Annotated in this window: 10 protein-coding genes; 3 read left to right on the top strand and 7 right to left on the bottom strand. The window is 60.5% G+C overall.

Annotated elements, in window-relative coordinates; translation table 11 throughout:
- Nucleotides 1-187 precede the first annotated feature (187 nt).
- Nucleotides 188-757: a hypothetical protein gene (locus tag ACKVY0_RS27270; RefSeq protein ID WP_409218034.1), complete on the bottom strand. Its 570-nt coding sequence runs from the start codon at nt 755-757 to the stop codon at nt 188-190.
- A 69-nt stretch (nt 758-826) separates the two neighbouring features.
- Nucleotides 827-1480, bottom strand: coding sequence for a M23 family metallopeptidase (locus tag ACKVY0_RS27275; protein WP_409218035.1), 654 nt, complete (start codon nt 1478-1480; stop codon nt 827-829).
- Nucleotides 1481-1548: 68 nt separating this feature from the next.
- Between ACKVY0_RS27275 and ACKVY0_RS27280 the strand changes: the two genes are divergently transcribed.
- Nucleotides 1549-2955: a DUF362 domain-containing protein gene (locus tag ACKVY0_RS27280; RefSeq protein WP_409218036.1), complete on the top strand. Its 1407-nt coding sequence runs from the start codon at nt 1549-1551 to the stop codon at nt 2953-2955.
- 87 nt (nt 2956-3042) lie between these two features.
- Here the strand turns inward: ACKVY0_RS27280 and purD are convergent, their stop codons facing one another.
- The gene (purD, locus tag ACKVY0_RS27285; RefSeq protein ID WP_409218037.1) at nt 3043-4293 is read right to left on the bottom strand and encodes a phosphoribosylamine--glycine ligase; all 1251 of its coding nucleotides are present in this window, start codon (nt 4291-4293) and stop codon (nt 3043-3045) included.
- Nucleotides 4294-4430: 137 nt separating this feature from the next.
- Between purD and ACKVY0_RS27290 the strand changes: the two genes are divergently transcribed.
- The gene (locus ACKVY0_RS27290; RefSeq protein WP_409218038.1) at nt 4431-5924 is read left to right on the top strand and encodes a DUF1549 domain-containing protein; all 1494 of its coding nucleotides are present in this window, start codon (nt 4431-4433) and stop codon (nt 5922-5924) included.
- Between the two features lies 1 nt (nt 5925).
- Here ACKVY0_RS27290 and ACKVY0_RS27295 read toward each other — a convergent pair whose 3' ends face one another.
- Nucleotides 5926-6435: a Uma2 family endonuclease gene (locus tag ACKVY0_RS27295; protein WP_409218039.1), complete on the bottom strand. Its 510-nt coding sequence runs from the start codon at nt 6433-6435 to the stop codon at nt 5926-5928.
- Nucleotides 6436-6487: 52 nt separating this feature from the next.
- On the bottom strand, nt 6488-9406 hold the full coding sequence (locus ACKVY0_RS27300) for a M28 family peptidase (RefSeq protein WP_409218040.1): 2919 nt from the start codon (nt 9404-9406) through the stop codon (nt 6488-6490).
- 98 nt (nt 9407-9504) lie between these two features.
- Here ACKVY0_RS27300 and ACKVY0_RS27305 point away from each other — a divergent pair, with 98 nt between their 5' ends.
- Complete coding sequence (locus ACKVY0_RS27305; RefSeq protein ID WP_409218041.1) at nt 9505-13122, top strand: PVC-type heme-binding CxxCH protein; 3618 nt, start codon at nt 9505-9507, stop codon at nt 13120-13122.
- A 6-nt stretch (nt 13123-13128) separates the two neighbouring features.
- On the opposite strand, the gene ACKVY0_RS27310 is transcribed toward ACKVY0_RS27305, so the two are convergent.
- Both ACKVY0_RS27310 and ACKVY0_RS27315 read right to left on the bottom strand, forming a co-directional pair.
- Entirely contained in the window at nt 13129-13770 is a 642-nt protein-coding gene (locus ACKVY0_RS27310) for a Uma2 family endonuclease (protein WP_409218042.1), read from the bottom strand.
- Between the two features lie 42 nt (nt 13771-13812).
- Nucleotides 13813-14703: a DMT family transporter gene (locus tag ACKVY0_RS27315; RefSeq protein WP_409218043.1), complete on the bottom strand. Its 891-nt coding sequence runs from the start codon at nt 14701-14703 to the stop codon at nt 13813-13815.
- Nucleotides 14704-14795: the final 92 nt, after the last annotated feature.

Here is a 14795-nt window from a genome sequence, read left to right on the forward strand (position 1 = left end):
CATTAAGTTAAGGCACTTCTCAAGATGTGTTCCCGCAGATTCAGATAACCCGCAGATTTTTTTCCGGATCCCAATCTGCGGGTTTTCTGAATCTGCGGGAACTCCTTCTTAACTTAATGACATTGACTGAGCACTGAGCACGCACACAGGGAAACCAGCCTCCACCACCAAGCGTGAGTAATACACGCTACTTCCCCAGCGGCTTGGCCCTCGGCACGCTCAGCAGGTTGAACGGTGCCGCCGGCTGCTGCTCCACCCGCCGCGCTGCGGCCGGCAGTTGCGCCCGCCGCACTTCCACGATGGGAATGCTGCGCTTGACCAGCGGAAGCTCCGCGCGCCGCACCTCCTCCCCCGGCAGCCGCTTCATCTTCACCGCGTCCGCCGCTTCCAGGCTGCGCATGGCTTCATCCGACGCTACGACCACGACCGGTGCCGAGTAGTTCGCCGCCGCCGCCGTGATCAGCGCCGTCCGGCCAGGCGCGATCTCCAGCGCCGTCTCCACAATCTTGCGCACCAGCGCGGGGTCAGCATTCACGGCGTCAATCGCCGTCGTCACCAGCTCCCCGGCGCAGGCCTCATTGATGACCAGCGCCTCCTCCAGCCGCATCACCAGCCTCTCAGGATTCGCACGGATGGCACCGGCCAGTTCCGCGCACAGCGCTTCACAGGTGAGCTGCGGCGGCGTCAATGTCGCCGGCTGGGCCTGAGCCGGCGGCGTGAGGAGGATCAGCAAGCAGAACAGGCAGGGCAGGCGCATGGGATGAAAGACAACGGGCATGGAATGACGCCTCCAAACGACCTGCCAGCCAGTATTCTTTTCAAACTTTCATTCTTTGCGGGGCGCTGGATTGAGAATCTCCGCTTCGGCTCCCCGGTGTGCTCGAATGAACTGCTCAGGAGCAACCCGGTTCAACGCCGTGTCCGCATACCCCTGCCCTGGATTCACATACGGCCCAAGGCGCACCTCAAAGTGCAGATGCGCCAGATACGCGCCGTCCGCCGTGCCCACCGTGCCGATCGGCTCACCGCGCTGCACCCCCTGCCCCGTGCGTACGTGGATTGACTCCAGATGCGCATACATCGTCTGCACCACCGGCCCAAGTTCATCACCCTCCGGCAGCCGATGCGCGATGATGACCATCTTCCCCCAGGTTTGATGCGGAATGCCTGCATAGACCACCCGCCCGGCCCCCGCCGCGTAAACCGGATCGCCCAGGTCAGAATTTTCACCGCCGATGCCGTTCAAATCATCCCCCAAGTGCCGCGAGATGCGAAACGCCCGCGCATTGTAGGTGAACGCGCCATGCTCCGATCCCAGCGGCATGTCGAACCGCACCGCCAGCGGCAGCGTGGCCATTTCTAGCGGCGTGAGACGCTGAAACGCCGGATCGAGCGGCCTTGGCCTCGGTCGTGGCCAGAGCCAGACGACCGCACCTGCAAAGGCCAGCGCCATGCCCAAGATCAGCAGCCCCTTCTTCATGCGGCGGAGATTCGGCGGCTGCCACAGCGTTGCAAAGAGAACGTGCCACTCTTAAAGGGTGCCACTTCATGGTGAACACGCTCTCCCCTTCCTCGTTCGGCTCCCCCAAGGTCTCTGTCTTCAGCGGCAAGGCCGACTACGACGACGCCTCCGCCCTGCGTCAGCAAATCGAAGCCGCCATCGCCGCGCTCGAACTGCCCGGAGATTTCATCAAGCCAGGCGACCGCGTCGTTCTCAAGCCAAACTGGGTCAAAGAACACAACGCCAGCAAGCCCGAGGATGAAAACGGCTGGCTCACCATCATCACGCATCCTGCTGTCGTGCGCGAAGTCGCCCGCTGGGCCGCGAACAAGCTCCAAGGCCATGGCTCCGTCACGCTGTGCGATGCGCCGCAGAGCGATTCGTCGTTCGCCACAATCCGCAGTCTTCACCGCCTCGACGATCTCATCACCGATCTCACGCTGGAGTTCCCTGGCATCGCCTTCCTGCTCTTCGACATGCGCTGCGAGGAGTGGACCATCGACGACGGCGTCACCATCGCCAAACGAGAACTGCCCAGCGATCCCTCCGGCGCCGTGGACATCCACCTCGATGCCGACAGCGAATTCCTCGGCCATCCCGGCCTCGGCAAACTCTATGGAGCCTCCTTCGACTTCGCCACGACGAATCGCCAGCACACCGACCCGCATCACGAATACCGCATCTGCCGCACGCCGATGAACGCGGACGTGCTCATCAACATTCCCAAGCTCAAGACGCACAAAAAAGTCGGCCTCACCGTCGCGCTCAAAAATCTCGTCGGCACCACGCCGCGCACCAACTGGCTGCCGCGCCACACCGAAGGCACGCCCGCTGAAGGCGGCGATCAATTCGCCGAATCCTCCGCCAAACGCGCCCTCGAAGGCACGCTCATGCGCACCGCCAAGAAAATCCTCTTTGGCCGCTTCTTCCTCTCCAAACTCTTCGTCCCGCTGAAAAAACTTGGCCGCGTCATCTTTGGCGACACCAAGGAAGTCGTCCGCTCAGGCAACTGGCACGGCAACAACACCGCCTGGCGCATGATCCTCGATCTGCACAAGTGCTTCTTCTACTTCGACGGCACCGGCAGACGCCGCGAGAAGCCGCTGCGCTATCTCACCATCGTCGATGGCATCATCGGCGGCGATGGCGACGGCCCCATGTCCTGCGATCCCGTTGAAAGCGGCGTCATCCTCGCCGGAACGCATCCCGTCGCCGTCGATTGCGTCAGCGCCCAGCTCATGGGCCTCAATTGGAAAAAAACTCGCCTCCTCAACGACGCCTTCGCCATCCAGCGCCTCCCCATCACCGGCTTCGCGCCATCAGACATCACCGTCGCCTCCAACAAACCCGCATGGAGCGGCCCCTTCGAGCAAATGCGCGACTGCTTCGAGTTCCGCTGCCACTTCGGCTGGGCCGGGCACTTGGAGAGTGATGAGCGCTTGGCGAAAAAGTAGGTCGGGTGTGGCTTTAGCCCGCCCGACTTGAGCGCACGCTTCACGTCGGGCGGGCTATCGCCACACCCAACCTACAGCAGAGTCACTTCACTCAAAGTGCATCTTCCCGATGTCCGAGCGCCGCTGCATGCCATCAAACGTGATCTTCGCACTCTCGGCATACGCTTTCTCCCGCGCTTCGACCCGCGTCACGCCATGCGCCACCACGGCGAGCACACGACCGCCGTTCGTCTCAAACTGGCCGCCTGCATTCCGCTTCGTGCCGCAGTGATACACGCGTGCGCCGTTCACGGCGTCCAAACCTGAAATCACATCGCCACTGTGGGATGACGCGGGATAACCGGCGCTTGCCGTGATCACACAGATGCTCCAGCCGGGCGCAAATTGAATCAGCTCGGGCTTCAGATTGCCCTTCGCTGCCTCAAACGCATACGTCGCGAAATCACCGCGCAGCATCGGCAGCACGGCCTCGGCTTCAGGATCGCCGAAGCGGCAGTTGTACTCGATCACCTGCGGCCCGGTGGAAGTGAGCATGAGTCCGAAGTAGAGGAAGCCGCGATACTTCAGACCGTCCTTCAAGATGCCCTGCACCGTCGGCTGCACGATCTCGCGCTCGATCCGTTGCATCAACGCCGGTTCCGCCAGCTCCAGCGACGCCACCGCGCCCATGCCGCCCGTGTTTGGCCCCTGGTCGTTGTCGCGAATGCGCTTGTAGTCACGCGCTGGCATGAGGATTTGATACGATTCATCACACACCGACGCGAACACCGAAATCTCCGGCCCCGTGAGGCACTTTTCGACCAGCAGGTCGCCCGCGCCGAAGCAGCGCTTCTCCATCACGTCATCGACGAATGCTTCCGCCTCCGCCTTGTCCGTGCAAACCGCCACACCCTTGCCAGCGGCCAGTCCGTCGAACTTCAGCACGATGGGCAGCTCCGTCAGCGCCGCCTTGGCCTCTGCCGCGTTCGTGCAGATCGTGAAATCCGCTGTCGGGATGCCGTGACGCTGCAAAAACTTCTTCGCGAACGTTTTCGACGCCTCAAGCTGCGCGATCTCTTTCTTCGGCCCCCAACACGGAATCCCCGCCTCGGCGCACAGATTCGAAAGCCCACGATCCTTCACCAGCAATGCCTCCTCGCCCGCCACACAGAGGTCGATGCCATTCTGCGTCATCCATGCGATCAATTCCGGCAATCCCGCCACGTCCACCCGAGTTGCCAGCGCCTCAATGGCATCGCTGCCTGGATACGCGAACAGCTCATGCTTCTGCGGCGACTCGCTCAGAGCCGTAATGAGTGCATGTTCGCGTCCGCCTTTGCCTGTGACGAGGATTTTCATGGGACGCGTTCCTTAGCGAGTCGATCGGGCTGCGCAAGCTCCCTGAAAGTTGCCCTGTTCCTGCGGAACAGGGCGGTCGTTGTTGCAGAGAAACAGGCAACACTAACGAAACAAGTCAGCCGGTCGTTTGAGACCGCATGAAACACCTGCTCTGCTGCCTTGCCTGCCTCACCACCGCCTTCGCAGACACTCTGGAGCAAAGCGCCGCACGCATCGACTACGCCCTGATGCATGATTACGAAATGGTGCTGCCTCAATTGCAGCAGATGAACTGCCCGCCACTGCCACCCAAGGCCGACGACACCACCTTCCTGCGCCGTGCGTGCATTGACCTGGCCGGAAGGCTGCCGCGCCCATCAGAAGTGCGCACTTTTCTGGCCGACCAGTCGCCCGATAAACACGCCAAACTCACCGACACCCTTGCTGGCGAACCCGGAGCCGCCGAAGTGCGCTTCCGCATGCTGGCGGAGGCGTTTCGCGTGAAGGACGATGCCGAAGTCATCGGATGGCTGCGGCAAGCGACGGCGGAGGATCGTCCGTATGCCGAAATCATCGACTACATGATTGGTGGTGGCCGCATGCGTCATCGCGACGGCGGCAATGCCATGCGCACCAGTGTGGAGACGGCCTACTCCATATTGGGTGAGGATATTCACTGCGCCATGTGCCACGATCACGCTTTCAACAGCCATACCCAACAAGAGTGCTACGAGTTCGCGGCTTGCTTCGCAGATAAAAATGCAGTGCGGTTGCCGAACGACTACAAATATCGCTACGGCAAACCTGGAGATGTAGTCCAGCCAGCAGTCCTCAAGTTGTCTGGCTATCGGCCCTACCTCCCCGACGAAGAAGACCAGCTCACCCAAGTCTCGAAGTGGATCGTGCAGGGTGAGGAAGGTCGGCGTTTCGCGATGGTGGCCTCCCTGCGGATTTGGCACAGCCTGTTCGGCATGCCGGGCCGAACATTGAAGCAATCGGTGGGTGGCGTGGACGATGCGCCTTCATGGCATGACCTTCAGCTCGATCCAAAACCTGGTCAAAGCCCCCGAAGCTGCTCCACAGTCCCACCACGCGGCAGCGCCACCTGGATTGACCTGGGTATCAACACTGCTGGCGATTTCTCCCAGGCCACCAAGGTGCTCATCGAGGAGTTTATTCGCTGCGGCGGCCGCCTCGGTAAATTCCAGCGCATCCTCGCCCGCACCAACGCCTACGGGCGCTCTGGCTTCGACTACAACACGAACTGGAACGGCTGTTACCTCGCCCCGGCTCCGCAAATCCGCCGCCTGCCTTGCGAAGTCATTTGGAAGGTCGTTACCGGCGAGTTTGATCTCCAAATCCCGCAGGTGCCACCTGCCGGCCATCCCCTTCGCATGCTCGGTCGCGGCACCCGCGAATGGACCGATGAAAGCCTGACACCCATTTCACACGAACTCGTTCGCTTCATGATGAATGACAAACTCGTCGAGAAGGCCACCACCAGACGTGGCAGCGCCGACGATCTGTTTCTCGAATTGCTGGGCCGCGAAGCTTCGGAACGCGAACGGTCTGCGATCTCGCATCATGCAGCGGCAGATTCAGACGTGGCGTGGGCGCTGCTGAACACGACGGAGTTCATGTTCAGGCCGTGAGTCACGCAAACACCTCGTCCACATTCACCGAGAGGCCAGTAACGGGATCGGTGAGAATGCCAGAAGTCGCGCTGAGCAGTGCGGCGGATTTCTGGTAGATCGAAATGACACGGGCAAATGGGATCAAGAGCCACACGCTGGGAACGCCGCCGGCGAGTAGGAATTCAATCTTGGCGGTCATCTCCTCGATGGTCTGGCTGGGGGAAATGATCTCGACGGCGATCTGCGGCGCTTCCGTGACCCAAATGCGATTGCGCACCGCTGCCTCGTTCTTGCGTTGATAGACGCAGATATCCGGCACAATGCGCCTACCGTCCAATTCGAGATTGAGCTCGCTGAACACAAGGTGGTCACCGGATTTCATGAACTGATTTCCAAGGCGCATCTGGCAAATGGCGTGTTCTGAGCCAGGCATGGGCTTTCCTCGCTCTTTGAAATAGGTTTCCTCCACATTCTCCTGCGCTGGAGATGCTACTGTTGGTTCAGGTGCTGCAAGGGCCGCTGCGCTCATGGCTGGATGTTAGTTCTGGCGCTCCAAATTGGCAATCATCAATCCCGCATCATCAATCCCGCGACCCCGGCATGATCTTCAAATCCACACTCTTGCCCTCACGCTGCACGGTGATCGTCGTTTCCTTGCCGATCTTCAAATCGCCCATGACATAGGTGTAGTCGTAGATGTTCGCGATGTCCTTGCCGCCGAGCTTGATGATGATGTCGCCCGCTTTGACGCCCGCTTTGGCAGCGGGGCCGATGGGGGAGACGCCGCTGAGTTTGACACCTTTGGTGTCGCCCTGAGCGTAGTCGGGGATGGTGCCGAGGTAGGCGCGGAGACCGGTGCGCACGCCGGAGTTTTTCGGCGCTTCCATGGCGACGTAATCTGGCGCGGCGTCGGCGGTAGCGATGCCACGAGCGATCAGACCCATGAGTTTCGTGATCTTCGTGGCATTCGGATAGTCAATCTTGTCAGCGGTGTCACTCGGCATGTGATAATCGGCATGAGCGCCGGTGAAGGCGTTGAGCGTGGGAATGCCCTTCAAATAAAACGCGGTGCTGTCGGTGGGCAGATGGGCGTCGTTTTGCGTGGTGATTGGCAGGCCGATGGGCGCGTTCCGCTTTTCGATCTCCTTCGCCCACATTGAGCTGGAGCCGAGGCCCTGGAGCACGACGGACTTCTGAAAGCGGCCGATCATGTCCATGTTCAGGCACGCGGCGAACATACCGGTGAGCTTGGCATTCGCATCGCCCTTGATCATCTTCGCGTAGGCCTCGACGAAGTGATTGCTGCCGAGCAAGCCGAGTTCTTCGCCGCTCCACGCGGCGAAAATGATGTCGCGTTTCAGCGTCAGCTTGCCCAGCTTCTTCAAATCGGCCAGCCACTGAGCAATTTCGAGCACGCCACCGACACCGGAGGCATTGTCATCGGCACCGTGATGGATTTTGTTCACTTCATCGCCCTTGGCGCGTGAATTGGAGCCACCGCTGCTGCCGAGATGATCAATATGCGCGCCGACAATCAGCGGAGCGACGTGTGGATCAGGTCTGTCGCCATAAGGCAGCACCGCGAGCACGTTGCGACCCTTCTTCTTCTCCTGCTGGATGACGATCTTCGCCCCGAGCTTGAGGCCAGTGCATTCGATCCCGCCCATGAGATCGCCATTGTCGAGCTTGTCCTGAAGGTCCTTCAATTTCTTGCCAGCGCTGGCGAGTAGTTTGTCTCCAACGGCATCGGTGATGCTGATCGCCGCGATGCCGCTGGTGGCGAGTGATGCATCAAACGTCATCGGCGCGAGCTGCTGCACGACCTTGGAATTCGGTCCGCTGACCACGATCAATCCACGAGCGCCCTTCTGCCGTGCGGTGAGCGCTTTGTAGCGCAGGCTGGAGTAGCGACTGAGTTCATTGCGCCGCTCTTGCGTGATGCCTTCAGGCAAATAGCGGAAGACGAGCACCCATTTGTCCTTCACCTCAAGATGCGCGTAGCTGCTGTAGGTCTCGATCTTCTTGCCATCGGTGCCGGTGGCTTCCTCGGGAGTTTCGATGCCGTAACCAGCGAAAACGATGCCAGCCTCTTTCACTTCGCCGTTTTGGGAGAAGGAAAGAGGCTTCCAGTCCTGTTCCACCTTCAATTCGCTGCCATTGAGACTCAAAGCATTGCCTTCGCCGAGCGCGACACCTGCGGTGAAGTCGAAGTTGTCGAAGTAGGTGTCGTTATCGCCGAAAGCTGCGAGGCCAATCTGCTTCGCCACATCCGCGAAATACTGCGTGGCGAGCTTTTCGCCATCGGTGCCCGTGAGGCGGCCACCGAGTTCATCGCTGGCAAGGTAGGTGACGTGTTGTTTGAGATCGGTGTCGCGAATGTCGGCAGCAGTGAGCGCGAAATCGGGCGTCTTGACCTCCTTGACGATCTTGACCTCTTGACCCAGCCCCAACGCCACCCGCGCATGATCGTGATCCCAATCCGCCATGTAAATCTGCGAGGCACCGCCAGAGCTACGTCCGCTGGTCCATGAGAGCTTTTTGCCATCGGGTGTGAAGACGGGCAGGCCGTCAAAACCATCCGTGGTGGTCACACGGACCGGCGCGTGCTTGCCGGCGGCATCGGCGATGTAGAGTTCGAAGTTGGCGAAGCCATTGAGGTTCGTGGTGAAGATCAAATACTCGCCGCTGGGATGAAAATACGGTGCCCAGCTCATCGCGCCGAGCTTGGTGATGGCTTTTTGATCGCTGCCATCGGTGTTCATGGTCCACACCTCGGCCACATCGCCTTTTGGCGTGAAGCGACGCCAGCAGATGCGCTTGCCATCCGCGCTGAAGAACGGACCGCCATCATAACCGGGCACTTCGGTGAGGCGCTTCACGTTCGAGCCATCCGCGTCAGCGGTGTAGATCTCCATGAAGTACTGCTTGTCGATCTTCAGGCGTTCCTCGTCCTCCTTGCTCAGCTTGCCTTCATAAGCCGCGCGATTGCTCGCGAAGACGATTTTCTTGCCATCGGGCGACCAACCGCCTTCCGCGTCGTATCCACGCGTGTTGGTGAGGTTCTTGAGCTTCTTATCGGCCAGCGTGTATTCCCAGATGTCGTAGTGCTCGTCGTAGTCCCAGGCGTAGCGGCGCACCTTGGTGTTCTTCCGCTCGTCATACTCGGCCTGCTGGAGCTTTTTCGAGTCGGGATCAGTGTGGGTGGAGGCAAAGAGCACACGTTTGCCATCGGGATGAATCCACGCGCAGGTCGTCTTGCCCATGCCGGGCGAAAGCCGCTCCTGATCGCCCGTTTCGAGGTCCATCAGGTAGATCTGATAAAACGGATTCCCCTCCTCACGCTCGGACTGGAAGATCATCTTCGAGCCGTCAGCGGAAAAGTAGCCCTCACCGCTTCTTTTGCCCTCAAACGTGAGCTGGCGTGTGTTCGTGATGAAATCCGCTTCGGTCTGGGCAAAGACGACGGTGGTGATGAGGCAGAGGAAGGCGATCAGGCGCATGGTTGGAAAAGAACATACGTTGGCCGGGGATGTTTGCAGAAACTTTGCGCATGCATCCGACGGCAAGCCGCGTTTGATCCGCCCACCCCTTTCCAACCATGCGCACACTCTCCCTGCTCGCCCTGTTTTCCCTGCTGATCTCTGCTTCCGCCGAGCCCGTGACCTTATTCGATGGCAAGACACTCAACGGATGGGGTGGCGAGAAAACCAAAGTCTGGCGCGTGCAGGATGGCGTAATCGTCGGTGGCTCGTTGGAGGGGAATCCGCAGAATGAGTTCCTGACCTCGAAGAAAGTGTATCGGAATTTCATCCTGAAACTCGAATACAAGCTGGAGGGCACGGAGGGTTTTGTGAACGGCGGGGTGCAGTTCCGCAGCGTGCGCATTCCGACTCCGCCGAACGAGATGTCGGGCTTTCAGGCGGACATCGGCGCGGGTTACTCGGGTTGCCTCTACGATGAATCGCGCCGCAAGAAGATGCTGGCACAACCGGCGAAGGAGCTGATCGAGAAGGCGGAGAAGCCGGGCGAGTGGAATGAATACATGATTCGCGCCGAGGAGCAGCGCATCCAGCTTTTCGTGAACGGTGTGCGCACGGTGGACTACACGGAGCGTGAGCCGGGGATCGACTTGAAGGGCCTCATCGCGCTGCAAATCCACGGCAAGTGCAAGGCGCAGATCGCCTTCCGCAACATCACCATCGATGCGCTACCGGACGCGATGGTGCCGGAGGAGAAGGATGTGCTGAACCGCTTCGGCAATCCGGGAGCGGACGTGGCGAAGCGTGCAGCATTTCAGGGTGGGAAGTTCACGCTTGAGCCGAATGAGGTCATCGTGATGGCGGGACAGGAGAATTTCGTGCGCGAGCAGAAATCCGGTGAGCTGGAGGCGGTGCTGGGCACGGCCTTTGCGGCGAACCAGCCGCGGTTTCGCTCGATGGCCTGGGAAGGCGACACGGTGTATGAGCAGTGGCGTGATTTGAACTTCGGCAACTGGCAGGCGCAGCTCGACGCGGCGGGTGCAGGCATCGTGATCGTGCAATTTGGCCAGGTGGAGTCGTTTGATGGCAGGCAGCGGATCGCGGAGTTCAAATCGGCTTATCATCGGCTGCTGGACCAGTTTGCGTCGCACACGCCGCGTCTCGTGCTGGTATCGCCGATGCCGTTTGAGAAGCCGGTGGCGTCACATGCGCCGGATCTGACGCAGCGGAATGCGGATGTGAAGGCGTATGCCGAGGCCGTTCGTGAGGTCGCGAAGCAGCGCGGCGCGATCTTTGTCGATCTGTTCACGCCGTTGTCAGTTCCGGCGGCCAAGGCGCACATCACGGACAACGGGCTGCATTTGAATGCGCTGGGGCTGCGGACGGTGGCGCGTGAAATTGCGCAGCAGCTTGGGGCGTCCACGAGCGATGCGGATGATCTCACGGCACTCAAGGAAGCGATCGTGGAAAAGAACCGGCTGTGGTTTGACTGCTGGCGGCCGGCGAACTGGTCGTTCGTGTATGGTGACCGTGTGACGCAGATGTTTGGCAAGCCAGCGCAGGATGCGCCGTCGCTGCGGGAGAGCTTTGAAGCGCGCAAGCCGCTGGTCGCAAAGCTGGATGCGCGGATTCATGCACTGGCTCGGAGTCCCGGCTTTAGCCGGTTAGACACGCTGAAGACGGCTTCGGTAACGAGTGACGATGCGTCGATTGACCGGCTAAAGCCGGGACTCCCAACTCTCACGCCGGAGCAGCAGATGGCGACGTTCACGGTGGCGGAAGGTTATGAGATCAATCTGTTTGCGTCCGAGGCCGAAGGCGTGGCGAAGCCGACGCAGTTCTCGTGGGATGAGCGCGGGCGCTTGTATGTGGCCTGCTCGCCGACGTATCCGCAGACGGTGCCGGGTGTGAAGCCGTCGGATTTCATTCTCGTGCTCGAAGACACGAATGGCGATGGCAAGGCGGACAAGTCTGCGCGTTTTGCGGAAGGTTTGACGATGGTGCAGGGCGTGGAGCCGGGCGCGGGCGGCGTGTATGTGTGCGACTTCGACCAGATCGTGCATTTGAAGGACACGAATGGCGACGGCAAGGCCGATGAGAAGACCGTGCTGTTCTCCGGCTTCGGCATTGGCGACACGCATCAGCTCGCCAACTCGATCTGCCATGGTCCCGATGGTGCGCTGTGGTTCACGCAGGGACTGCACGCATTTTCGCGTGTGGAAACGGCCCATGGGCTCGCGCGTCTCGACAAGTCGGGCGTGTGGCGGCTGAATCCGCGCACGCAACGCATGGAAGGCTACTTCAATGGCGGCAAGGCGGGGCACAACTGCTGGGGCGTGGTGTTTGATGACTACCAACAGGTCTTCCACAAGAGCGGTGACCGGCCAGCAGGCTATTACAGCGTGCCCGGACTCGTGGCGCTGGCCGATCCTGATGAGTATCACCCGACCGGCATGCTCTTCGACACGAATCCGAAGACGACGAGCATCGACATCATCGGCACCAAGGCGCTGCCGGATGATATTCAGGGCTGTGCGTTGATCGGCGGCTATTTCGGCAGCGTGGTGGAGCTGCATCGGCTCGCAGACGACGGATCGGGCTTCAAGAGCACGCAGTTGCCGAAGCTGGTGAAATCGAGCGACACATCATTCCGGCCCGTGGACGTGAGCATCGGTCCGGATGGTGCGATGTATCTGTGCGACTGGTTCAATCCGGTCATCGGGCATTATCAGGCCAGCTACGCGGACCCGCGTCGTGATCGCTCACATGGCCGCATCTGGCGCATCACGGCCAAAGGTCGTGCGCCAGTGAAACAACCGACGCTGGCGGCGATGAAGCCGGCGGAACTGCTCGAACAACTGAAGTCGCCGGAGCGCTGGACGCGTTATCAGGCGAAGCGGCTGCTGTTCGATGCGCCCACGGATGCGGTGTTGAAGGCAGCGGATGCGTTCATCGCCAAAAATGATGATGAACGCGTGCTGATGGAAGTCTGCGGCGTGTTTGAATCGCATGAATCGCCACGTGTGGAGTTGGTGAAGCGTTTGCTGAAGGCGAAGGATGCGCGTGTGCGTGCTTATGGAGCGCGGGCGGCTGGTTCGCTGGAGCTTTTGGCCCAGGCCGTGCGTGATGAACATCCGCGCGTTCGATTGGAGGCTGTGGTGGCCTGCGCGCGCGTTTTGAAGCCGGAGGCCGTGGAAGTGGCCGTGCAGGTGCTCGACCTGCCGACGGACAGGTTCATCGACTACGCGCTGAAGCAGGTGGTGAAGAGTTTGAAGCCGTTGTGGCAGCCGCAGTTGGCGAAATTGAGCTTGGGCAGTCATGCCGCCTATGTGAAACAGATCGCGACTGCCGTGGCCGTCGCGGAGCATCCCGGCAAGGTCGTCTATGACGCGCTCTGCCTGAACTGCCACCAGCCCGAAGGCAAAGGCCTGCCTGGCATCTATCCGTCCATCGCGGGCAGTGACTGGGCGGGCGGCAATCCCGAACGCATGATCAAAATGCTGCTGCACGGCCTCAGCGGACCGATTCGCGTGAATGGGGAGGAGTTCAAGCAACTTGCCCCGCTGCCGATGCCGCCGATGGGACTGAATGATCAGCAGATGGCCGATGTGCTGACCTATGTGCGGTCAAACTTCAGCAACAAAGCTGCGGCGGTGACGCCCGAGCAGGTCAAGGCCGTTCGAGATGCCACAACCGATCGCGCCGTGTTCTGGACGGCTGGAGAGCTGGCGAAATAGCCAGCCTTACACTTCCTCTTCGAGTGGTGAGGCGGGATCGAGAATGGTTTTCTCGTAAAGTGCGGCGAGGGGGATTTCGATTTCGTGGTGCCTGAGCTTCAAGATGGCATCAAAACCGTCGAAGGTGGTGAGCGCCCAGGTGCCGTCCTCGCAGAGATCAAAGACTTCGGCACGAATTTGTTCCGAGGAAAGGAGCACATAGGTGCGCAGCGAGGGCAAGTGACGGTAATGCCAGAATTTTTCGCCACGGTCATAAGCTTCGGTGCTGTCGGAGAGGACTTCGATGAGGACACCGGGATTGAGCAGGGTGTTGCGCTTGTCGTTTTTGAACTGCGGTTTGCCACAGACGATGGCGGCATCGGGGAACGTGTTGAGGCTGCTGGCTTCGATTTTGACCTTCATGTCGCTGTCATAGACGCGGCAGGGGCGTTTTGAGAGAGCCGCCTTGAGTTGATGAATGGCATTGCCTTTCACCAAGCTGTGCGTGTCGCCGCCACCGGCCATCATGATAATCTGACCGTTGCGGAACTCGAGTTTTTCGACGGATTTTTCCAGCACGGCTTCGTATTCCTCCTCGGTGATGCGCGGCGGCAGCTTCGGGGTGGAATAGGCGTAGGCGATGTCGGGATTGCGGACGGCAGCGGACATGGGCGGAAGCTAGCACATCAGGTTGAGATGGTGGAAGCAAATTTATCTCCTGCGTCCGCCGACCACGGTCTGAAAACTGCCCCAGAGCACGAGCATGCCACCGATGGCCTGCGCCAGCGTGTAAGACTCGGCAAACAAGGCGATGCTGGAGAGCGAGATGATGACGGGGACGGTGATTTGGAAGGCACCACCGGCAGCGACGGAGAGGAAGCGGAAGCCTTCGGTCATCGCGAGCTGACCGACACCGGCGCATAGGGCGGCGGCAGTGAGCAGGACGATGTCCAGCGTGTTCAGCGCGGTGAAATGTGATGCGGCGAACGGCACGGCGAGCAGCAGACCGTAGAGGCATTGCGAGGCGAAGATGGTGGCGCTGGTTTCCGTGCGTGTGAGCTGCCGGATCACCACCACCACGGCGGCAGCGAGGACGGCACCGCTAAGCGCGATCATTTCGTAATGACCGAACTCCGCGAGCGAGCCAGGCGTCATGCCGGTGAGCAGGCAGAGGCCGCTCATGGCAAACAGGATGCCGAGGAGCTTCACCAGCCCGATTTTTTCATGCAGCACGAGCGCCGCCATGATCGAGGCGAAGACGCACCAAGTATTGCCGATGAGCGTGGCCTTGCCCGCGCCGAGCGGACCGATGGTGACGTAGTAACAGGCGGTGCCGAGTGCGCCGAGCACACCGCGTGAGGCCAGCAGCCAGTTTTGAAACGAGCGCCGCAGCCGCAGCGTTCCCGCCGGGGCGAACAGCACGATCGTCATGAGCAGGCCGATGCCCGCACGAAAGCTCAGCGCCATCCACGGATCGACCTGCCGGTGCGAGGCGAGGTCTTTCAGCAGCAGGGCATTGCCGGTGAAGCAGGTGAGCGAGAGCAGCATCCACAGCGTGCCGCGCCGGGGATGATGCTGGAGGTGTGTGTCAGGGATGCTCATGGAGGTGCCGGTCTGAGGGCTACCTTCTGGCATCATGGGTCTGATCGTTTTCGAATGATGTTCGCTTTCAGCGCAGGTTCCTCAAACCGTGG

This window comes from Prosthecobacter sp. (assembly GCF_046154365.1).
GTDB lineage: Bacteria > Verrucomicrobiota > Verrucomicrobiia > Verrucomicrobiales > Verrucomicrobiaceae > Prosthecobacter.